The sequence below is a fragment of the Okeania sp. SIO2C9 genome, assembly GCF_010672455.1.
Classification (GTDB): Bacteria; Cyanobacteriota; Cyanobacteriia; order Cyanobacteriales; family Microcoleaceae; genus Okeania.
This window is the reverse complement of record NZ_JAAHGO010000007.1, coordinates 377,999-398,990: the sequence shown is the minus strand read 5'-3', so window position 1 is coordinate 398,990 and position 20,992 is coordinate 377,999. Positions and strand designations below refer to the sequence as shown.

At 36.8% G+C, this 20,992-nt stretch carries 13 protein-coding genes and 1 pseudogene; 7 read left to right on the top strand and 7 right to left on the bottom strand.

The genetic code is table 11. The features are described from left to right. The first annotated feature begins 381 nt into the window (after positions 1 to 381). The gene (locus F6K23_RS08040; protein WP_293153089.1) at positions 382 to 1,257 is read left to right on the top strand and encodes a helix-turn-helix domain-containing protein; all 876 of its coding nucleotides are present in this window, start codon (positions 382 to 384) and stop codon (positions 1,255 to 1,257) included. 716 nt (positions 1,258 to 1,973) lie between these two features. Here the strand turns inward: F6K23_RS08040 and F6K23_RS08035 are convergent. Further along, positions 1,974 to 4,661 carry an arylsulfatase gene (locus F6K23_RS08035; RefSeq protein WP_293153086.1) on the bottom strand — a complete coding sequence of 896 codons (2,688 nt, stop codon included), beginning with the start codon at positions 4,659 to 4,661 and terminating at the stop codon, positions 1,974 to 1,976. 348 nt (positions 4,662 to 5,009) lie between these two features. On the opposite strand from F6K23_RS08035, the gene F6K23_RS08030 reads away from it, so the two are divergent. The 3 genes from F6K23_RS08030 to larB all read left to right on the top strand — a co-directional run bounded on the left by F6K23_RS08030 (position 5,010) and on the right by larB (position 9,582). Beyond that, the gene (locus F6K23_RS08030) at positions 5,010 to 6,023 is read left to right on the top strand and encodes a helix-turn-helix domain-containing protein (protein ID WP_293153083.1); all 1,014 of its coding nucleotides are present in this window, start codon (positions 5,010 to 5,012) and stop codon (positions 6,021 to 6,023) included. Between the two features lie 258 nt (positions 6,024 to 6,281). After that, positions 6,282 to 8,057, top strand: coding sequence for an ABC transporter substrate-binding protein (locus tag F6K23_RS08025; protein ID WP_293153080.1), 1,776 nt, complete (start codon positions 6,282 to 6,284; stop codon positions 8,055 to 8,057). Between the two features lie 715 nt (positions 8,058 to 8,772). Then, entirely contained in the window at positions 8,773 to 9,582 is an 810-nt protein-coding gene (larB, locus tag F6K23_RS08020) for a nickel pincer cofactor biosynthesis protein LarB (RefSeq protein WP_293153077.1), read from the top strand. Positions 9,583 to 9,917: 335 nt separating this feature from the next. On the opposite strand, the gene F6K23_RS08015 is transcribed toward larB, so the two are convergent. Together F6K23_RS08015 and F6K23_RS08010 are read right to left on the bottom strand one after the other, a co-directional pair. After that, positions 9,918 to 10,616: a pirin family protein gene (locus F6K23_RS08015; RefSeq protein WP_293153074.1), complete on the bottom strand. Its 699-nt coding sequence runs from the start codon at positions 10,614 to 10,616 to the stop codon at positions 9,918 to 9,920. A 480-nt stretch (positions 10,617 to 11,096) separates the two neighbouring features. Further along, a pseudogene (locus F6K23_RS08010) lies at positions 11,097 to 11,270 on the bottom strand (CDGSH iron-sulfur domain-containing protein); the annotation flags it as partial. Positions 11,271 to 11,852: 582 nt separating this feature from the next. Here F6K23_RS08010 and F6K23_RS08005 point away from each other — a divergent pair. Next, positions 11,853 to 12,206, top strand: coding sequence for a helix-turn-helix domain-containing protein (locus F6K23_RS08005; RefSeq protein ID WP_293153071.1), 354 nt, complete (start codon positions 11,853 to 11,855; stop codon positions 12,204 to 12,206). Positions 12,207 to 12,358: 152 nt separating this feature from the next. Here the strand turns inward: F6K23_RS08005 and F6K23_RS08000 are convergent, their stop codons facing one another. Together F6K23_RS08000 and F6K23_RS07995 are read right to left on the bottom strand one after the other, a co-directional pair. Next, complete coding sequence (locus tag F6K23_RS08000; protein ID WP_293153068.1) at positions 12,359 to 14,329, bottom strand: ATP-binding protein; 1,971 nt, start codon at positions 14,327 to 14,329, stop codon at positions 12,359 to 12,361. Positions 14,330 to 14,334: 5 nt separating this feature from the next. Beyond that, on the bottom strand, positions 14,335 to 15,267 hold the full coding sequence (locus F6K23_RS07995; protein ID WP_293153065.1) for a phosphate/phosphite/phosphonate ABC transporter substrate-binding protein: 933 nt from the start codon (positions 15,265 to 15,267) through the stop codon (positions 14,335 to 14,337). A gap of 1,256 nt (positions 15,268 to 16,523) precedes the next feature. On the opposite strand from F6K23_RS07995, the gene F6K23_RS07990 reads away from it, so the two are divergent. Beyond that, positions 16,524 to 18,332, top strand: a complete 1,809-nt coding sequence (locus tag F6K23_RS07990) for a choice-of-anchor I family protein (RefSeq protein ID WP_293153062.1) — start codon at positions 16,524 to 16,526, stop codon at positions 18,330 to 18,332. Positions 18,333 to 18,401: 69 nt separating this feature from the next. On the opposite strand, the gene F6K23_RS07985 is transcribed toward F6K23_RS07990, so the two are convergent. After that, complete coding sequence (locus F6K23_RS07985; RefSeq protein WP_293153059.1) at positions 18,402 to 19,307, bottom strand: vitamin K epoxide reductase family protein; 906 nt, start codon at positions 19,305 to 19,307, stop codon at positions 18,402 to 18,404. A gap of 469 nt (positions 19,308 to 19,776) precedes the next feature. Next, positions 19,777 to 20,052 (bottom strand): hypothetical protein, encoded by a 276-nt coding sequence (locus F6K23_RS07980; RefSeq protein WP_293153056.1) that lies wholly within the window; start codon positions 20,050 to 20,052, stop codon positions 19,777 to 19,779. Positions 20,053 to 20,656: 604 nt separating this feature from the next. On the opposite strand from F6K23_RS07980, the gene F6K23_RS07975 reads away from it, so the two are divergent. Further along, positions 20,657 to 20,920, top strand: coding sequence for a hypothetical protein (locus tag F6K23_RS07975; protein WP_293064434.1), 264 nt, complete (start codon positions 20,657 to 20,659; stop codon positions 20,918 to 20,920). Positions 20,921 to 20,992 lie beyond the last annotated feature (72 nt).

The window sequence follows — 20,992 nt, the reverse complement described above, 5'->3', positions numbered from 1 at the left end:
GAATCAGAAAGAGAAAATTCAAATTTACTGAAAACTTTTTCTTCAAGTTCTTTAGTTAGTCATTATTCTAGCTAAAGTTATCTTTGTCAAATAGCTTGAGGAAGATTTAATATTTTTCTTATAATCAAAATAATTCTTAATATAAAGGCAATAATTATCATATTATGATATGAAATTTTTAATGATTATTGCTAATCAGTCGATTATACAAACCTATTAATTGACTTGATAAAAAATGAGTAACTTACCACAGTTTGCTGAGTTCATTCAAAATAAAGAGGCGATCGCCATTGCCAATAAGAAAGGACGATGGCCTCTTCGTAATCCAGATTAAGACTCAAACACGATTCAACTGAGTTTTGTGGCTATCGTGGAATGCAGATGATACAACTCACTACTGGTCCTCTCCAGAGTAAGTTTTTGTCGATCCGGATTGGTGAGTTACATTTCATATACAATCAGGCGAATCAAGGGATTCAAACTTGGGGTGAAGACTTGAAGAAATACCGAGATTTTACGATGGTCTGGTTTGAGAATGAAGGAGAATTTTACTCCCACCGTCGCCCTATCGATCCTCAAAGGACTATTTTTGGTTTCAATGGAGATGAAGTAGACTTCCTCATGCCTCAAGGTGGAACGATCGCAAATATTTTAATCCCTGTGGAAACTTTTCATGCTTATGCAAACCAACTACAACGCCACGATCTGGATGATTGTTTCCTGAGTAAAAATTATGTGAATTTGTTACCAACTGGGATGAAAGAAATTAAAGATTACTTGAAGGAAATATTTTGGTTAGCAGAACATAAACCAAGTTGGTTACAACAAGATCATGTTGTGGATCTTATTACTAATGATTTCCTGCCTTTGTTAATTAGTAAGATTCCCATCAAGTGGAATTCCAAAAGTTCCCTCAAACCTTCCCGACAAGCTAAGTTGATTGCCCAAGCAGAGCAAGAAATGTTATCTAGCTTTGAAGAACCTCTGACCTTAAAACAGCTAGCTCAAAATTTAGAGTCTAGCAGTTCCCCCTTATCCCGTGGTTTTAAGGAGTTATTTGGCATGAGTCCGATGCGTTATCTCAAGGTGCGAAGACTCAATGCATTACGACAACGCCTGAAGGCAAGCGATCCGGAGAACTCTACTATAACTATGCTTGCAGGTCAATTTTGGTTCTGGAGTGCAGGTCATTTTGCTAGAGATTACAAAGCCATGTTTGGAGAGTTGCCTTCAGAGACGTTGCGAAAGAAAGCATAGAGAGTGAAAAATCAGGGGATATGATAGTGGTCCGTTGTGTTACTCTAGCTAAATTTTGTAATGAAGCGATAACTTCAGATAATTCATAAGTTAGGAAAGAGATAATAAGTGATTTTAAGCAAAAAGTTTTCATAAAATGCTTGAGAATTTGATCATATAAGGTCTTAATTTAATTTGATATCAGGTAAGCAATGCCCACCCTACTGATTAAAGTTTAGTTACAGACTGGAGGTGTTCTTGATAGTTCTGACTCAAAAATAGTATTGGAGTCGTCTTTCATACTGACTACGATCCAATTGTCACGATTTTGAGCTTCGTCGAGAGATTCATTTAGAGAAGGGACATTATTGTATTCATATTCCCGATTGCAATCATCTTGGAAAAGAACCTCCCAAATTATACTTTTGCGTACACTGTAGGAACGTCGCGGTCGCTAATCAATATCGTCTTATATCATGTCCGGATAATAGCGTGATAAAAAAACCTTTTCCCTTCTAACCTTTTCTTTCCTTCTGCCTCCTGCCTCCTGCTCCCGCTGCCTTACCTCCTCTAAAGTGTAACTATTCAACCGGACATGATATTAGTATAGGCTATGGAGTGTCAAGATATCGACACCCCACAGCTTTGCCTAAAGGGGAAAAAGGAAAGTTAGCGTGCAATATAGAATCAACGATGTGGTTCATTCTATCTTAGATTTGCACCATCAAGTCCTAGTATTATTTTTCCAGCCTTTCAAGTATCTCCTCAATAATGCGCTCGGTTAACTCTTCAGGAATCAGATTATCCCCAGATGCTGGTTTTTCTGAAGACGTAAGTTCCTCCTCATTTAGAGCGATATCCAATACACAGCTTTGAGCAGATGCGAGTTCCTCTTCAGATGGAGCGATATCAATGGTCACCTTCTTAATCTCACCGTCTGTAAACTCAAAGGGTGGTTCATAGTTCTTGCTCACCGGAGCCCGCAGATCCATTCCCACATCTTGGCTATCCATATTAAAGTTACCGTTAAGGATTTCCCAACTCTCATCGGAATCGAACTTTTGACCATTGACACAGAGATAACCACTACCAATACGCTTGAAGTCTTTGGATTCCTTAAATTCCTCCGGGTCAAAGTTAAAGGAAAATGAAACCTGATTCAGACCATCCTTTAATCTTTCGTCGGAAACTATAGCTTTTCGTGTCCTATTGAGATACTTGTACTCGAAGACTGGATAATTGTCTTCGTTGACATAGAGGCTATAGCCTCCAGTATCTCCTCCTCCACTGGCTAAGATAACCCCTTGAACATTCTCCTTATCAGTAATATTCAGGTTTGCAGTAATGATATAGCCTAAGTTGTCGTCAGCGGCAATGTTGGGAGCAACATCTCCAGGCAGAAAGACTGCCCCAGGATAAAACTCAAATTTGGTACGATCTTCCCAAACAGTAGGCCGTGGGAGATTTGCCCGTCCGCCAAAGCGATCGTCAATGGGATAGACATTGTATTTTTCAGCTTCGCGATCGAACAGAGCCTTCATTTCCTCTAATTTGTCTGGATACTGCGTTGCTAAATTAGTATTCTGGGCAAAGTCTTTCTCCAGATCGAACAGTTCCCACTCATCCTCTAGCTCTGGATTATCTTTCAGGGTACTCTTTGCAAAAATATCCCAGGGTAGCTGTCCATGGAACGACGACGCCATCCAACCATCATGGTAAATCCCGCGATTGGCAAACATCTCGAAATACTGAGTATCCCGAAGTGGGATTGCGTTTGCTCCATCAGATCCGAAGGTGTTGACAAAGCTAGCGCCTTCCATTGGCTTTTGCTCAATGCCATTGACATACTCAGGAGGCTCGATGCCAACCAAATCCAAAATTGTTGGGGTAACATCAATAACATGGAGAAACTGATCTCGTAGATTTGCTGTGCGATCTTCCTCGACATTAATGTGACCTGGCCAAGAAACCACCATCGGATTGCGAGTGCCGCCAAAGTAAGAAGCAATTTGTTTAGTCCAGCGGAAGGGAGCATCCAGAGCCCAAGCCCAACCCACGGCATAGTGAGGAGTCGTTCCAGGATTTCCCCAGCCCAATTCTTCTTGGCACTTGAGGTTCTCTTCCTTGGTAAAGTCAAGGCCAGCATAGGTGGCGCTCATATTACAGCCACCCATTAAGCCGCCTTCTGCACTGGCTCCATTATCACCAACAATGTAGATAACTATGGTATTATCTTTTTCACCCAAGTCATCTATGGCCTCAAGCACTCGGCCAACTTGTTCGTCCGTGTATTCCAGGAAGCCTGCATAGTTTTGCATTTGCAAGGCCATTAAATCCCTGTATTCATCGTTTGGATAATTAAAATCGCTATTATCCCAGGCTGGAATCTCCTCTGGTCGCTCCGTACATTCGGCATCTTGAGGGATGATTCCCATATCTTTCTCATTTGTACAAATTTCATCATGTAGCTCGTCCCAGCCCTCGGTAAACATTCCTCTGTGTTCTACTCCTGCTGCAATGGCGTGTTCTCCTCTGGCCTGGTACTTCTGGGTATAAGAAGGAGGGGGTTGATGGGGAGCATGGGTAGCTCCTGGGGCAAAATAGAGAAAGAAAGGAGTGTCTGGAGACAAGGAGTGGTTATAGCTCACCCAGTTAATGGCCTTATCGGCTAGATCGCGGGTGAGGTTGTAGCTATTGTCAAGGTCTTCCTCATTAGGGTAGGAAGGTTGATTGATGGGATTGCGGTTTTCATACAGGGCGGGATACCATTGGTCAGTCTCCCCACCGCCACCGAGGAAGCCATAGAAGTAGTCAAAGCCAAGGTCATTAGGCCAGCGGGTGAATGGACCTGCGTTACTGCTTTGCTCGGCAGGTAAGTTGTGGTTTTTGCCTAACCAAGCTGTTTTATAGCCGTGGTCTTGCAAAATTTGGGCAACAGTAGCAGTGCTCTGGGGGATGAGTCCGGTATAACCGGGGAACCCAGTTGACACATCTGTAATAGCCCCAGTGGCAGCAGAGTGATGGTTGCGACCTGTTAGCAACCCGGCGCGGGTAGGAGAACACAAGGCCGTGGTATGGAAGCGGTTGTAGCTTAAGCCATCTGCTGCCAATTTCTCAAGGGTGGGGGTATGAACTGGGCCACCAAAGGTTTCCGAGGCACCAAAACCCACATCATCCAACATTATCAGCACAACGTTAGGTGCATCTGTAGGGAGGGCAGTAGGTGAGCTGAGAATGTCTGGATCTGGCTCTGAGTAGACGTAGGTTTTGTTAATTTTGTCAATGTGACCCTGAAAATCGGGTTCTGAGAGAGGCAGGTCTTGGGCCATGCCAGGGGGGACAGCGGTACCTAGCAGGAGAGAGAGTGCGATGGTAAACACCACAACTAACCTCCCAATACGGGTCAAAGTATGGTTGAAAAACATTAATTTACTTGAAAAAAGGGTTAACAGAACTCAGACCACATTCCAAAGCGGAATTGGGGTGAGTTATGAGTACATCATTTGGATTTGAGCAAAAATCAAGCCCACTATAACGGCCTAGTTAGTAAAGCAAATTACCCTGATTCATTCAATCCCAATGAGGAAAATAGGTTGTCCGGCGTAAGTCCTAAAAAAGTTAAATTTTAGCTGGAATCTTTGGGACACAACGACAATATAAACGATACAATTCTTCAAACCGATCTAAAAAACGCAAGTTTTTTTTCTTAACAAAAATTAACCTTAATGGTGGCTTAAGCCTATAGTTTTTTGACTTAGTTTGAATATCACAATATGTTTGAATTTGAACAAAAATCAGAGTTGCTTTTAGAACAAAAAAACATAACTTTTAGACATAATCATTTTCTGGATTTATCAGAACTTAGAAGTTTTGAGAAAACGTTTATTGGTGAAATATGCCACTTAGGCGATCGAAGTTTTGAGTGCTATGTATCCCAGGTTTTCACTGATAATATAAAATTAGGTTTATTCCAGCAAAATTCTCAGTTTTTATATAGGGGAGTTTGCCTAAATCACTTTACTTTTGCTTTTTCTGCTTTTCATTACGGTAATTTATTCTCCCATAAATACAAGACAGATATAAACACGATCACCATTGTTTATCCGGAAAAACAAGTAGCTGATTTACGACAGAAATTCCACGGTAATTATTTCCTCTTTTTTCAGGATGAATTTTTCAATAATATCTGTGAAACATTAGAATTATTTGAATTTCAAAAACAACTGAATAAGCAAAGTATTCCCCCAGTCATCAAAGCCGATCGCCAAAAAATTAACTATATACGGCGATTGTGTTATCAACTTTATCAATTATTATTTCAAATCAATGCTCAAACCTATTCTTCTGTTAATTCCTTATTAATTAACCATTACCTTAAACATAAATTAGAAGAAGAAATAGCTCAGACTCTGATCGTTGCGATCGCAGAAGCAACAGAAATTAGACTGAAAAAACCACAAATAAACCGAAGTCGTATTTTAAAAAAAGCGGAAGACTTTTACCTTAGTAATCTCAAATCATATATTACAACTCAGGATATATGTGAGGAATTAAAAATTAGTCAAAGAACCTTAGAATATATCTTTAAAGACTATTATCAGATGTCACCCCAAAAATATTTTAAACATCTACGTCTTCATGCTCTACATGAAGAACTTCAACAAAAAGATAAACAGGGTAATCTCAGAGAAATTACTCAGGAATTTGGCTTTTATCATCGAGGACAATTAGCAAGGGATTATTATAAGGTATTTGGTGAGGTTCCTTCAAAAACCTTCAGAAGATAACTATAGCTTTTTGGTGTGCATTGTCTACTCTAGGGATTAAGATTTAGTGACACATTGGAGGTGTTCTTGATAGGTTTGATTCAAAAATAATATTGAAATCGTTTTTCATAATAACTACGATCCAATTTTCATTATTTTGGGCATCACCAAATTTTCTAGCCTTGTTATCCGTCAAGAAATAAATTTCTTGGCTCACAACAGAAATATCTTTAGTTTAATTTGGTATTATCTAGTTACAGATATATCAATTACCTGAATATGACTAACTTGAATACCCAAAAAAATAACTACCGTAAATTAGCAATTTTATGCATAGTTATTTTAATATTTTTCCTCAGTGCTTGTAGACCAGCACCATCAAATTATCAATCTCGTATTGTTGTACCTACCCCTAGTGATGCCTCTACTTTCAACTATCCATTAAATCAGTCAGCATATAATGTTTTTGGTTATCTATATGAGGGTTTAATTATTGAAAATGGTATCACAGGAGAATTGGAGCCAGCTTTAGCTGAATCCTGGAAAGTTTCTGATGATGGACAAACAATAATTATTACTTTAAAAGAAGGCTTGAAGTGGTCAGATGGAGAACCTTTAACTGCTGATGATGTAGTTTTTTCTTATAATGAAATATACCTCAGCGATAAAATTCCTACTAGCTTTAAAGACATTCTCAGAATCGGTCAAAGTGGTGCTTTACCAACAGTCAAAAAAATAGATAATCGCCGTATAGAATTTTCCACACCAGAACCTTTTGCTCCTTTTATTAGATATGCCGGAGGATTACCTACTCTACCTATTCATGCTTTAAAAGAGTCAGTTCGTACTACTAATTCGGAAGGAGAATTAAACTATCTCACAAAATGGGGAACTGATACCCCGGTAAGAGAAATTGTTGGTAATGGTATGTATCGCCTCAAAAGTTATACACCTAATCAGCGAATTATTTTAGAAAAAAATCCATTTTACTGGCGTCAAGATGAGCAAGGAAATAATTTACCTTATATTGAAAATATTGTCTGGCAAGTCATCGAAAATACAGATAACCAACTATTAAATTTTCGTTCTGGAGAACTAGATACAATTCAAGTAGCAGCAGAAATGTATCCTCTGTTAAAACGAGAAGAAAATCGCGGCCAGTATACTATTTATAATGGCGGTCCGACATCTGCTTCTAGCTTTATTTCTTTTAATTTGAATGAGGCAAAGAATGCTCAAGGTGAACCATTTGTTAAACCCTTTAAATCTCGATGGTTTAATAACAAAGCTTTTCGGCAAGCGATCGCCTATGCAATTAATAGGGAAGCAATGACAAATAATATATACCGTGGATTAGGTGCGCCCCAATATTCACCAATTCCGGTCACCAGTCCTTTTTATCTATCTCCAGAAGAAGGCTTAAAAATTTACAATTACAACCCCGAAAAAGCCAAAGAACTTTTAGTGAGTGCTGGCTTTAAATATAATCAAAATGGTGAATTATTAGACAGTGAAGGTAATCGAGTAGAATTTAATTTATTATCAAGTGCGGGTCGGAAAGTTAGAGAACAAATGGCAACACAAATTAATCAAGATTTAGCCAAAATAGGTATTAAAGTAAATATGCAGTTTCTCAGTTTTAATACTTATGTAGAAAGACTATCTTTATCCAGAGATTGGGAAGGTTATCTAGGAGGTTTTGGAGGAGGAGGTATTGAACCTCATGGTGGTTATAATATTTGGTCTGTTAATGGTAGATTACACACTTTTAATCAAGGACCTCAACCTGGAGAAGACAATATAGAAGGTTGGAAAATCAATGATTGGGAACAAGAAATAGACGATCTTTATATTAGAGCTTCTCAAGTGCTAGATGAAGAAAAACGAAAAGAAATTTATGGTCAAGCACAGCAAATTATTGCTGAGGAATTACCTTTTATATATATGGTCAATCCTCTAGAATTTGAAGCTATAAGAAATCGGATTAAAGGAATTCAATATACTGAACTTTCCGGAGGTTTTTGGAATTTATATGAACTGCAAATTTCTGAGTAAAGAAGTAAGAAGGAAGAAGTAAGAAGGAAGAAGGAAGAAGGAAAATCTTACGTTGTCTTAGTTTTAAGTTTTTGATTTTTCCGCGCCCTTTCCTTCGACTGCTTATAGATAATAATTGCTTTGATTTTTGACTTTTGGAGATGTCTAATACCAATTTTATAAATGTTTGCTACAAATAGTAAGGGTATTTCTTAGGAGTCAGGAGTCAGGAGTCAGGAGTCAGAATGAATAATTTCAATAGCAGTTTTGAGCTAATAAATTCTATTTTTTGTCAAAGGAATACCTCCTGTAAAGTCTTTTTCTCATGCTTATTATTCGTAACATTCTTTTTTCAAAATGGTATAATATATCAATGATTAATTTATAGCACTTTGCAAAAATGATTAGGTAAAATTCTCAAAGTAATCAATCAGTATAGTAGTAAACTGTTTCATCTTAGAGGTTGTCTGAGAAATCCCATTTGCTACATTCAAGCCCCCTAAATCCCCCAATTTTGGGGGACTTTTAGAAGCAAATTGACTCTTGTTCCCCCCAAAGTTGGGGGGCTAGGGGGGCAAAATTCAGTATCAAAAAACTTTTCAGATATCCTCTTAAATGTTGCAATAGATGTAGGTTAGATTGAGGGAGGTTAGCGCCAGCTTATCCGTAGGATAAACCCAACAACAATCTTTCTCCCTTACTCCCTACTCCCTACTCCCTTATTTATTTAATTCTAATGAAATCAGAAGATTTAAAGCAGTTATTAACAGCAATTTATACAGGAGATATTACTCCAGAATCAGCTTTAGAAAAACTCAAGAATTTTGACTTTGAAAATGTCGAAAATTTTGCCAAAATTGACCACCATAGAAATATTAGAACAGGCTTTCCTGAAGTTATCTGGGGACCAGGAAAAACACCAGAACAAATTGTCAAAATCATGGAGGTAATGAGGAAAAATAATCCTGTAGTAATGGCAACAAGAATTGAACCAGAAATTTATGAAGAGTTACAGGACAAAATTGCTGGTCTTTATTATTATCGAGATGCAAAAATATGTGCAATTATTTCTGATTTTCCTACTCCAAAACATCAAGGTGTAATTACAATTGTCAGTGCTGGTACTGCTGATTTAAAAGTAGGAGAAGAAGCAGCAGTTACAGCTACTCTTTGTGGTTTTTCTGTAAAGCGACTTTGGGATGTAGGAGTAGCAGGAATACATCGTTTATTAAGTAATAAACATTTAATTGCAGAAGCGGATGTACTAATTGTAGTTGCAGGAATGGAAGGTGCTTTGCCTAGTGTAGTTGCAGGTTTAGCAGATTGTCCCGTTATTGCAGTACCTACAAGTGTAGGTTATGGAGCTAATTTTGATGGTTTAGCTCCACTATTAACAATGTTAAATTCTTGTGCTCCAGGAATAGGTGTTGTGAATATTGATAATGGTTTTGGGGCAGCTATTTTAGCAGGGCAAATTATTAGGACAGGAGAGAAATTGGTTAATAGGAGAAGTCAGGAGTCAGGAGTCAGGAGTCAGGAGTTTTAAAGTATAATGTTAAATCTGTTTGAATACCCACAATAAAAAATTTAGGGAATAAGGAAGAGGGAACAAGGAGAAATTTATCAGAGAAAACATTCTTATTATGGCTAATTAATGAGACTTGATATCAGGAGGAAAAAGTTTTTTTGTCGCTAATTATCAGGAAATTACATTACACCACTTTAAAAAAAAGAATTTTATGAATAATAAGTGTGATTAAAAGACACGTTCAAGAGATATCTCTTTGACAAAAAATATAATTGACGACATCAAAACTGGCATTAAATCTATTCATTCTGACAACTGATAACTGATAACTGATAACTGATAACTGAAATGAGCTATGCTAAATCAAATAAAAGAATTTCTGCATCTGACTTAGCTGTAATATCAACATCATTAATTTCGCTTAAAGCAGCACCATCACCTGCTTTTAAAGATAAATCATTAAGGTCTATTTCCCCACGAGCAACTTGAACCCATCCGTAACGTTCAGAATCAAAAGAATAAGACAAGCGATCTCCCTCTTTCAAAATACCTGCAAATAAATCAACATCCTGATTAATTTTTAGCGCCCCATTTCTACCATCTTTCGCAACTACTAAATTTAATTTACCAGAGTTTTTTTCTATATCAAAAGAACGTTGATTATAAATTGGTTTTAAACCCCTAGAATTTGGTAGTAACCAAATTTGTAAAAAGTGAACCTCCTCAGATTTTGAGTAGTTATATTCACTATGCATAATTCCTGTACCCGTACTCATGTGTTGTACTTCTCCAGGATAAAGTACAGCACTATTTCCTGCACTATCTTTATGTTCTAATGCTCCTTCTAAAACATAAGTAATAATTTCCATATCTCGATGTCCATGAGTTCCAAAACCATTATTAGGAGAAACTCTATCTTCATTAATTACTCTGAGAGAGCGAAACCCCATATATTCACGGTCAAAATAGTTGGCAAAAGAAAATGTATGATAACTATTGAGCCAACCATAATTTGCGTGCCCTCTTGCTTCAGCTTTTCGTATAGAAATCATTCTTACTACCTCCGATAAAATTTGATTTTTTTGTGAAAATTAAACTTTAATTACTAATATTAATTTTGACTAATAAAAAAAATTAATAATATCATTTCCGGATAATTAGTGGTCAAAAAAGTTTCTCTTTACTTCTTCTTTCTTCCCTCCTAACTCCTGACAACTGAGGACTGACTCCTTCGTCGTTTATTTATAACTGTTCAACCGGACATGATATAACTAGGTTGAATAACTGAAATTATTTGTTGAAGAAGGAGACAGGAGACAGGAGACAGGAGACAGGAGAGAAATTACATGGGGATTCGCTCCCCCAAGTAATTTTGAACACCGTGTAGACGGTGGGGTATTAAACCCATAAAGAAAATGATAATTTATGTTTGATTACTCCCAACTAATGTTGCATAATTGTGATTTTCCAGAAGTTAATTTTCAGTCAAAATAATTGTTTGATTATGCAACACTAACAAATGAATATTTTATTTATAATTTAGCGTGAGTCCCATCACAATCAGGAGGATTATTAGTATACTTACAATTACAAAGTGCTACACTCTTTTTCTCTGTTAACTCAAATTCCATAGGAGTAAACTCAGTTTCTGCATGGGAACCATCACAATATGGTTGCTTTTTCGATGCACCACATTTACACCAATAGTAATATCATGTCCGGATAATTAGTTATAAAAAAAACTTTCTCCTTCAACTCCAGTTCTTCCTCTTCCCACTTCAGTCTTCCCTCCTGACTCCTGACTCCTGACTCCTGACTCCTCAGTAGTTATTTATTTATCACTGTTCAACCGGACATGATATAAGTACTTGCTTCAAGTTCTAAAACGACATGTTTGTTATCTGCAATAATTGGTTCACTCATGGTGTTTTCTCTATTGCATTAATCTCTGGATACAAAATCTATAGGAGTTAATAACTGAGATTTTGTTTTGACATTTATAATCTAGCTTAAGTCAGGTTAGTATGTATAGTATGCACTTTAAAGTAAGATAGTACCCAAAAAGATACTATGGGTAGAGGTAGTAGACAAATGTGTAGAACTGATCAATATGGTTTTCCTAGAACCAAACCTAAACTTAGACACCAATAATCCTATGGTTTTATGAGTGGGGATATTTTTAAAGTAGTTGTCACCAAAAGCAAAAATATTGGTTTTTATCTCGGTCGAGTGGCTGTCATAAAAACTGGTAACTTTAATATAAAAACTGAGGAAAGCAACAATTTGAGATGAAAATTAAAAGTACAAATAAGAAGAAAAATTGCCCAGCACAGATGGCTATCAAAGTCATTGGTGGACGTTGGAAACTTTTGATTCTCAAGGAATTATTTGATGGGGTCAAACGTTTCAATCAACTTCATCGTTCTTTACAAGGTGTGACTCACAAAATGCTTACCCAACAATTGCGGGAAATGGAGGCAGATGGTATTGTTCATCGGGAAGTTTATTTACAGGTTCCTCCAAAAGTCGAATATTCTTTAACTCCTCTCGGAAAAAGTCTTAAACCTATGATTGATGAAATGCACGAATGGGGGATTGAACATCTGAATTCTCATCAGGAAAATGAAAAGATAGATGAATAATGTCAAATCCGTTTAATTCGGTATAAAAAAATGTTCCATCTTCAACCATTACCAAATATTTCCCCCCCATCTCCCCACATTCCCCTCCTGGGAGGGGCGAGGGGTGGGTCCCATCTCCCCATCCAATTACACCGATGCTACCGGACATAATATTACGACCGCTCTGAACTTAAAATATGGTCAGTTTTTAATGTGACAACAGTTGGTAAATTTATACTAAAAGTAGAGCCAACACCAACAGAGCTTTCTACCGTAATTTTTCCACCCATCATTTCACAAAATTTTTGACAGATAGACAACCCCAAACCAGTTCCACCGTACTTACGAGTCGTAGAGTTATCAGCTTGTACAAAAGGCTGAAACACTTTGTCAATCTGCTCTGGAGTCATACCTATGCCAGTATCAGTTACACTAAAAATTATCTGATTTAATACCTGATTATCTGAAAGATGACCTGACCCTATTTCCCATGTGCTGCTACCATTTCCATGCTGCTGTATGTTGTGTTCCCGAACTACCTTTAAAGTAATGATACCTTCGTGAGTAAACTTGCTAGCATTACTCAATAGATTAATCACAACTTGCTTAATTTTTGTTCGGTCAGCAACCATAGTTCCAATTTCTTTACTACAATGTATCTGAAAAGAATTACCATTTTTCATGATCAGTGGTTGTACAATGGATTGGACTTCTCTTATTAATGTCAAGATATCAAATTCTTCTTCATATATAGTCATCTCGCCTGATTCTACCTTAGAAATATCTAGGATATCTTGAATAATTGTTAGCAGATGTAAACCAGAGTTTTTAATTTGCTCCAGGTCTGGAATAAAATCTTCATAGCCTAAATCTTCAGCATCTTCTCGCAGCAGATCGCTATAACCAATAATCGCATTCAGAGGTGTTCTCAGCTCATGGCTCATACTAGCAAGAAACATACTTTTGGCTTTGTTAGCACCTTCTGCAGCCTCTTTTGCTTGTTTCAACTCTATATTAGCTAACTTACTTTCTGTAATATCTCGAACAATAGCCAAAACTTCATTTTTACCGCTTGCCAATATTCTTGCTTCAAAATGACGACGTCGTCCATGGACAAACCACTCATATTCAAATATTTTAATATCTCCTGTTTGCAGCGCTTCCTTAAAATATTGTAAATATTGTTTTGCAGCATTTTCTGGCAAAACTTCGGAAACTTTTTTACCTATTAATTTATCCCTAGACCAGGGTAAATCATTTTTTCTAGAAGGTTTATAGTAGAGAAAAACCCCATGATTGCTGAATCGCAAAATTACATCTGGGATAGCATCAAGCAGCGCTCTATTTTTAGCCTCACTTTGCCGTAAATCTTCTGCTCTTTGTTTTAAACTACGAATTAGCTTCTCCTTGCTATGAATTAGTTCTCTAAGTTGATAAGTCATACTATTAAAAGACTTTGCCAATACAGCTAATTCATCTCCAGTACAAATATCCATCTTCTGAGTTAGGTCTCCAGAAGCGAGACATTTAGTAACTACAGTCATTTCCTTTAGAGGTTCAGTAATAGAGCGACTAATTAACAATGCCAGAAAAGTTCCTGCAGTAGCAGCCATCGCTGCTACTATAAGACCTTGATTACGCACAGCAGCAATTTTTTGATTTAAAGGAGTTGTAGACAAACCTACACTCACAGCTCCCAGTCTTTTTCGCCCAATCACTACTGCCTTACCAGCAAGCAGTTGAGTAGACTGCCACTCAAAAATTGTTTCATCGCTCTCTAATAGACGCTGGCCAAATTCATCGGGTTTAATATTGTAAACCAAAACATCTTCACCATAAGCATCAGCAACTATTCTTCCATCTTTCTCATAAATACGGCCAGCAGCCAGCACTTGATCTTCTCCAAGCTGCTCCATTATTTCTTCCATAAAATCAGCATCTAGCCTGTAGAGAGAATCTCTAACTGTTACTGATATAGTATTAAGTAAGATTTCCGCCTGTTTTTTCAATTCAGTACGAAAATTTTGTTGCTGACGGTGAACGGATAGCCAAGTGACACCGGCCACTACCATGACAACCAAACCTGTCATGGCTAGCGTTAACTTGGTGGCTAGCGACCCTTGTCCAACCCTGAATAAGCCCATCTAATTCACCTGTTTTGAACAAGTTCATACAATTCTCGCATTCTTTCTATACTTGACTCTGGAGGAAAATCATCGAATTTGGCTGTCTTTTCAAACTTCTCTAAGACTTCTCGTCCCTCTGCCGTTTGATCCATTTTAATCAAAATAGCTTTGATGGCCTCAAGCATTTCCGGTTTCATCTCAGGTCTAACTAAAACTACATGGCGAGCTACTTTCTCACTTTTTGCTAAAACTATCATGGCTTGTCGGTTTGCTTCCGGAATTTCCATAAAAGTACCGATGTCAACTGCACCAGCAGCAACTTTTCCACTAATTACCCATTGGATAGTATTTTCATCATCATCAGTAAAAACATATCCTACTTCATTAGCGGATACTGTGGAACTAGCCGATCTCTTCTGTTGAGGATTTAAACCACTTTCTATTAGCAAAGAAGTGGGCAACATATAGCCTGAAGTAGAGCTAATTTCATCAAAACCAACTATCTTACTTTTTAAATCCTCTAAGGATTGAATTCCACGATCCTTCATGGTAAAAATAACAGTATAATAATCTGGTACACCACCTTTCCAACGACGTAGAATTGGTTTAGCATTAGACTGATCGCTCACAATCATTGCTGGGTAGGGACTATCAAAATAAATATCTACTTCTCCTGAGTTGAGTGCATTGGCCATTTCTTGTAAGTCAGAAGCTATTTCGACATCCCCTACCTTTACTCCAAATGGGCCTAGTCTTTCTGCTAAGTAGTCTGCTAAGGGTTGATAGCGTTTAATCTTTTTTGAAGGATTATTAGAAATATCAGCAATAACTATTGTACTTGGGTCTTGAGTACTAGCTAACAGCTTTGGGTTTAATGCTGATGATTTTAAGCTAGAGCTGACTAAGGCGATGACCATGCCAAAAAGTGATAGTTTCACAAAAAGCTTGCGTAACATTTTCTCCACTTCTCCATTCTTGATAGTTGTAACTTTAAGGATATAACTCAAATAAATTCACGAACAAAAGTTTTAATCAGGTAATTTTTCCACAGCTCTATCCCGGTTTGGCCATTGAGGTCTTATTAGTTCTATAAATTGCCAATAAATAATAGTCTAGTTACTAAACTTAAACACTTGACTGATTTTGTTGAGTACTTGGCCATCAATGTTAGGGATCTTTATTGTCACTTTTTTGAAAACACCACAGATATTTATACTATCCTAGCAAGATTATTGGAGGGCTGTAGGCCAGATATATATAGCCGCTCATTATATCGACTTAATACAACTATTGTTTGTGGCGTTGCTGAAGCACCTGTATGATACTAATCCTAATTACTTAGGAGTCAACCCACCCGCGCGCCCCTTCCAGGAGGGGAAGTCAGGAAGACCGAGTCAGGAGGGAAGAAAGAATCAGAAACCCCGAGTAGAAGGAGAAAGTTTTTTGCTCTCCCTCTTAGTCCTGAATAATATCATACCTCAAATTAGCAACGCCTTGTTTGTAAATAGCCACTCAAGATTGCTACTTTAATTAATCAACAATATATGAAGATTTGATGAAGTTAGCTCATAACTATTGCATATTTATAACTAATAATGCAATTATTTATAAAGTATCGATCAAAATTGTTTTTTTTACTCATACCAAATTCATTAGAGGTTGTATAAAATAATATCTTAATCAGAGTTGACATGAGATTAAGATAGATAAGTTAATCAATCTCATAATTTTGTGTAATATTACATCAAATTGTTATAAAATCTAAAACCTAATTCTGTGTAATATTACATCAAATTGGTATGACAACATGGATAACTGAGTAAAAATGTTCATATAAATTATTCTATCATTGAGATTCCATAACTATAGTTTAAGTGTTTTTATCAGGTAGTAAGCTTGTTGAGCACTGAAATTTGGCTATATGAATATTAACTTATTAAGTAGGGCTGATAGCTTAAAAGCCTCTCCCTATTAAGTATTGCCTTTAACAGTTTTATTTTGTCTTACCAAAATAAATACATCTTAGCTCATTAAACTTTACTAAATATTGAGAGAACGATCAGTAATAAAATAGGAAAATGTATAAAATTTTTACACATTTTCTTTGCTCTAAAAATACTAGCTGTCAAAGCTATAGCACGATTGAAAAAAAATTATGTAGAATATAGCGGAATAATTTCAAAAAGATATTTATTTAGGAGATACATAATCAATGAAAAACTATCAGGATAAAAGTAAATATACTAATACTAATGTATTAGAAAAAATCATTGAAGTAACTGTACAATCAAGTATGGCAATCGCCATAATGTCAGCACCAAGTACAGCTATTGGTTTAAATTTCACACCAGTAGGTACTTATGCTACAGGTGTATTTGATGATAGTGCATCAAGAATAACAGCCTTCGATCCAAATAGTGAAAGACTTTTTGTTGTTAACGACAACACAGTGGCAATAGATGTTTTAGATATTAGTAACCCCAACACTCCAAATCTAGATTTTAGTATAAATTTAGGTCAATTTGGCAATTTTGGTGGTGTCAATAGTGTTGCTTACAGTAACAGTGTATTTGCGGTTGCTGTTGAAAATGACACAATCACAAATCCAGGAGAAGTTTTATTCTTTGATAATGATGGCAATCTCATCAATCAAATAACAGTGGGTGCTTTACCCGATATGCTGACCTTTACACCAGATGGCACTAAACTACTGGTGGCCAATGAAGCTGAACCAGAAGGTTATCTAGAAGGAGATATAGATCCAGAAGGCTCTGTTAGTATCATCGATCTGTCTAATGGCATAGAAAATATCACGCATAATGTCGCAGGTTTTCAGGCTTTTAATGCTCAAGTAGATGAACTACGAGCAGAAGGTGTGCGGATATTTGGCCCAGGCGCAACAGTAGCCCAAGATTTGGAACCGGAGGCGCTCACTATTTCTGAAGATGGAAAAACAGCTTGGGTAACATTACAGGAAAATAATGCTATAGGTATACTCGATATAGAAACAGCTACATTTACAGATATTGTTGCTCTTGGTTTTAAGGATCATAGTCTACCTGGTAATGGAATAGATGGTAGCAATCAAGACGATCGAATTAATATTGATAATTATCCTGTATTTGGGATATACCAACCAGATGAAATTGCTAGCTATACAGTAGAAGGAAAAACTTACTTAGTGACAGCTAATGAGGGTGATAGTCGTGACTATGATGGGTTTAATGAAGAAACAAAAGTGGCAGATGAGATACTAGACCCAAATGCTTTCCCAGATGCTGAGATACTCCAGCAAGATGAAACTATAGGGCCTTTGGAAATTACAAATACCCTGGGTGATACAGATGGTGATGGTGACTTTGATGAGCTATATGCCTTCGGCGGTCGCTCTTTTTCCATTTGGGATGAAGAGGGAGCTTTAGTTTTTGACAGTGGGGATGATTTTGAACAAATAACTGCTCAATTATTTCCTGAATTCTTCAACTCCAATAATGATGAAAATGACTCCTTTGATAATCGAAGTGATAATAAAGGCCCAGAACCTGAAGGTGTGACTATTGGTATGGTAGGTAATAGTACTTTAGCCTTTATTGGTTTAGAAAGGATTGGTGGCTTTATGACCTATGATGTTAGTAATCCATGGGCTCCTAAGTTTATTAGCTACACGAATAATCGTAACTTTTTTGGAGACCCTGAAGCTGGTACTGCTGGCCTTCTAGGGCCAGAGGTGTTCACATTTATTAGTGCAGAAGATAGTCCCATTGGAGAACCCGAAGTTGGTACTGCTGGTGCTGGCGATCTAGGGCCAGAGGGGTTAACATTTATTAGTGCAGAAGATAGTCCCAATGGTATAGCTTTGTTAGTAGTGGCGAATGAAGTTAGTGGTACAACTACTATTTATGAAATTAATTCTGTACCTGAACCTGGTACAATTTTTGGTTTGTTGGTATTCGGAGCAGGAGGAAAGTTATTGTTGAAGCGTAAGAACAAAACTACTGAAGAAAATGCTGCCTTCTTATGATGTTCGGATAATCAATGATTAATCAAAATCTTCTGTAGGGACGTTCCATGGAGCGTCCCTACGCTGATATTAAAGATTGTTAAAATTAGCTGGACCTTTATAACCGGAATATTTTGCTAAATCCTCTAAAGAAACTGTACCTTCGTAAGAGTTACCATTAATTTTCCAAGTCGGATATGCGGTAATATTGGCTGCGATACATGAGCTTTGTTGAGGGTTTTTGCCTTTAGGATCGCACTCAATATAATTAAGTTTACTAACAGCTTCTTGACCAAACAACTTCTTTTGGTCTTGACAGTGACCACACCAATAAGCACCATACATTTTTGCTCCCACTTCTGTCAGATGTTCTGCTAAAGCAATTTTTGCCGGAGTCGAAGTAGTTGTAACTGCATAAATATCTTGTTTTTCAGCAATAGGACTATGAATGGGAGCATAAACCGCAAATGTTCCTACAAGAGTAACCATTCCAACAATAATAGCGGTAAAGATTAATTGCCCAATATCTTCCCAGTCACGACCGATTAATGCTAAAACAAATAAAGCTACAGAACAAATAGCCGAACCGATGCAATAAAAACACAGAGATTTAATCTCAAATGCCATGATGTACATCAAATAGCTACTGAAGATAGTCATGGATACGCCACCCACAAACATTAATAACCAACTCCAGTTTTCTAGTTTTGAGCGTAACTCCTTCTGAGAATCTGGGTTAATTACCCAAGGACCGATCGCCATTATTCCCATACCAGCATAAGCTATAAAGCCAAAGAGAGCTAGAGGTAAGCCAAAAATCATAGCATAAGGACTTTCAAGTACCTTATCGCAACCAGCTACAGGACAAGTCACGACTCCTCCCATAAATTTTTCTATAGCGAGATATGCTGTAATTACTGCTCCTACTGTGGAAATACCAGTAATAATAAAACGTGAATTACGATGAATCCAGGGTTTAGAGCGTTTACTACGCATTTATGCCTCCTTATTTAGTACAGTTTCTTTTCATGTTATTGACTTTCCGGTCAACTAGACAATCAAATATAAAGTTTCATAGTAAATAATTTTATCTGACTTTTCAAAATGTGCTTATGGCCATCTGTACATTGCCCTACTGACGGCTCCCCTACTTGACTTCTAATTAAAGATACTGGTCATTTGTAGCAAACATTTATCAAATTGGTATTACAGCAGTTTTCATTTGAAGAGACCATAGTAGGTAGATTCCATGATTAGTCCTGCGGAGCGTAATGGTATACAGCAAAGAGGAATATCTGGCACGGAAGCAAGATGCTCCCACTGTTTTCGTAACAAATATTGCCGGACAATGCACTACCATTACAATGTACTACCACCCGTTCCATAGAACATCACTACAAGTATTATTGTTAGGACTTACGCACCTCAACGTATTTCTGTCATTGCGACCCATAGGGAAGCAATCTCAAGTCCTAGTTTTTCGTACCTCATGCGTGAGTCCTGTTAATTTTTTGTTGACAAATAATCTCAAAGGGAAAGGTCTTAAATGTTTGCACTTCATGTACTTAGAATTTGCTGTAGCTACTCGTCTCGTTATGACGATCGCATTCCAGATATAACCTTTGCCTGAAAAATTTTTATCAATTGCTCTGAAGGTTCTTGTCTTCGGCAAATTGTATGAGCGATCGCTATTAATATTATTCATACTTTTGTTAGCAGCGATCGCTTCTACTTTAAGCATCTATGTTTTTTGTAGAGTAAAGATTGAAAAACCGCATATTCAATTATACCCGATCGACTTAATTTTGTAATTTTTTACTGGCAACACTTTTGATTTTGGCTTGTTCTCACTTTTAAAATTATCGATTGAAGCTAACATAACATCTGATAGTCATAGTTTTTCTCCATTTAATTCTCTGTTCAGTAACAATTAATATTTGTTTACTTTTGGTCTAAATAGCAACTTAAATGTTCGCTAATTTGGCAGATTTACAGATATAATTGTTTTGGGAAAAATTATCTTATTATCTTGACAATTTAAGTAGATGACTGTAAAATTTTACTTGCATAATCGCCGCAATAAACCAAGATTAATGATATCATAAAAAATAATTTTTTTTATTAATTTTTATTGATATTGAGACAGTAAAAACTAATATTAATAATGCCATTCTCTGGATTGAGAATTTATACTTAAAAAAACAAGCAACCGCTCATAAAATGAGAAAAAAGATAGTAAAAAGTATATTAGTTAACAATAAATGATCTGAATTTAGAGATATAAAAAGAATATAGATAGTAATTCACTATCCAAAAAGTAAACCGATTACAGGAGATTATTTATAATGAAAAGGTACTTAATCCTATCTGCACTAGCTTCTCTCGGTATTTTCTTACAAGCAGGATCGGCAAACGATCAGTATAGATGTAATTTTAGATATAAAGTTGGCGCAAATGATTGGGTTAATGAAAGTGCCAGTGCAACAACTCGTTCTCTTGCTAAAGGTTCAGTTGCCAGCATCCTAGAAAGTAAAGAAGCTAAAGCAAATAGAGAAGGTCAAAGTTTTGATTCAAATAACTTATTTTGTAGGGAAGTACTTGGGGATTAATGTGAGCGATCGAGTTAGTGAATTTCCCAACGAAAACGAATGTTTTAGTGAAATCAAGCTCTAAGAGTAGTT

Coding starts and splice junctions, on each gene's coding strand:
- F6K23_RS08040 (WP_293153089.1), top strand. CDS start 382: ATGATACAACTCACTACTGGTCCTCTCCAGAGTAAGTTTTTGTCGATC.
- F6K23_RS08035 (WP_293153086.1), bottom strand. CDS start 4,661: ATGTTTTTCAACCATACTTTGACCCGTATTGGGAGGTTAGTTGTGGTG.
- F6K23_RS08030 (WP_293153083.1), top strand. CDS start 5,010: ATGTTTGAATTTGAACAAAAATCAGAGTTGCTTTTAGAACAAAAAAAC.
- F6K23_RS08025 (WP_293153080.1), top strand. CDS start 6,282: ATGACTAACTTGAATACCCAAAAAAATAACTACCGTAAATTAGCAATT.
- larB (WP_293153077.1), top strand. CDS start 8,773: ATGAAATCAGAAGATTTAAAGCAGTTATTAACAGCAATTTATACAGGA.
- F6K23_RS08015 (WP_293153074.1), bottom strand. CDS start 10,616: ATGATTTCTATACGAAAAGCTGAAGCAAGAGGGCACGCAAATTATGGT.
- F6K23_RS08005 (WP_293153071.1), top strand. CDS start 11,853: ATGAAAATTAAAAGTACAAATAAGAAGAAAAATTGCCCAGCACAGATG.
- F6K23_RS08000 (WP_293153068.1), bottom strand. CDS start 14,329: ATGGGCTTATTCAGGGTTGGACAAGGGTCGCTAGCCACCAAGTTAACG.
- F6K23_RS07995 (WP_293153065.1), bottom strand. CDS start 15,267: ATGTTACGCAAGCTTTTTGTGAAACTATCACTTTTTGGCATGGTCATC.
- F6K23_RS07990 (WP_293153062.1), top strand. CDS start 16,524: ATGAAAAACTATCAGGATAAAAGTAAATATACTAATACTAATGTATTA.
- F6K23_RS07985 (WP_293153059.1), bottom strand. CDS start 19,307: ATGCGTAGTAAACGCTCTAAACCCTGGATTCATCGTAATTCACGTTTT.
- F6K23_RS07980 (WP_293153056.1), bottom strand. CDS start 20,052: ATGCTTAAAGTAGAAGCGATCGCTGCTAACAAAAGTATGAATAATATT.
- F6K23_RS07975 (WP_293064434.1), top strand. CDS start 20,657: ATGAAAAGGTACTTAATCCTATCTGCACTAGCTTCTCTCGGTATTTTC.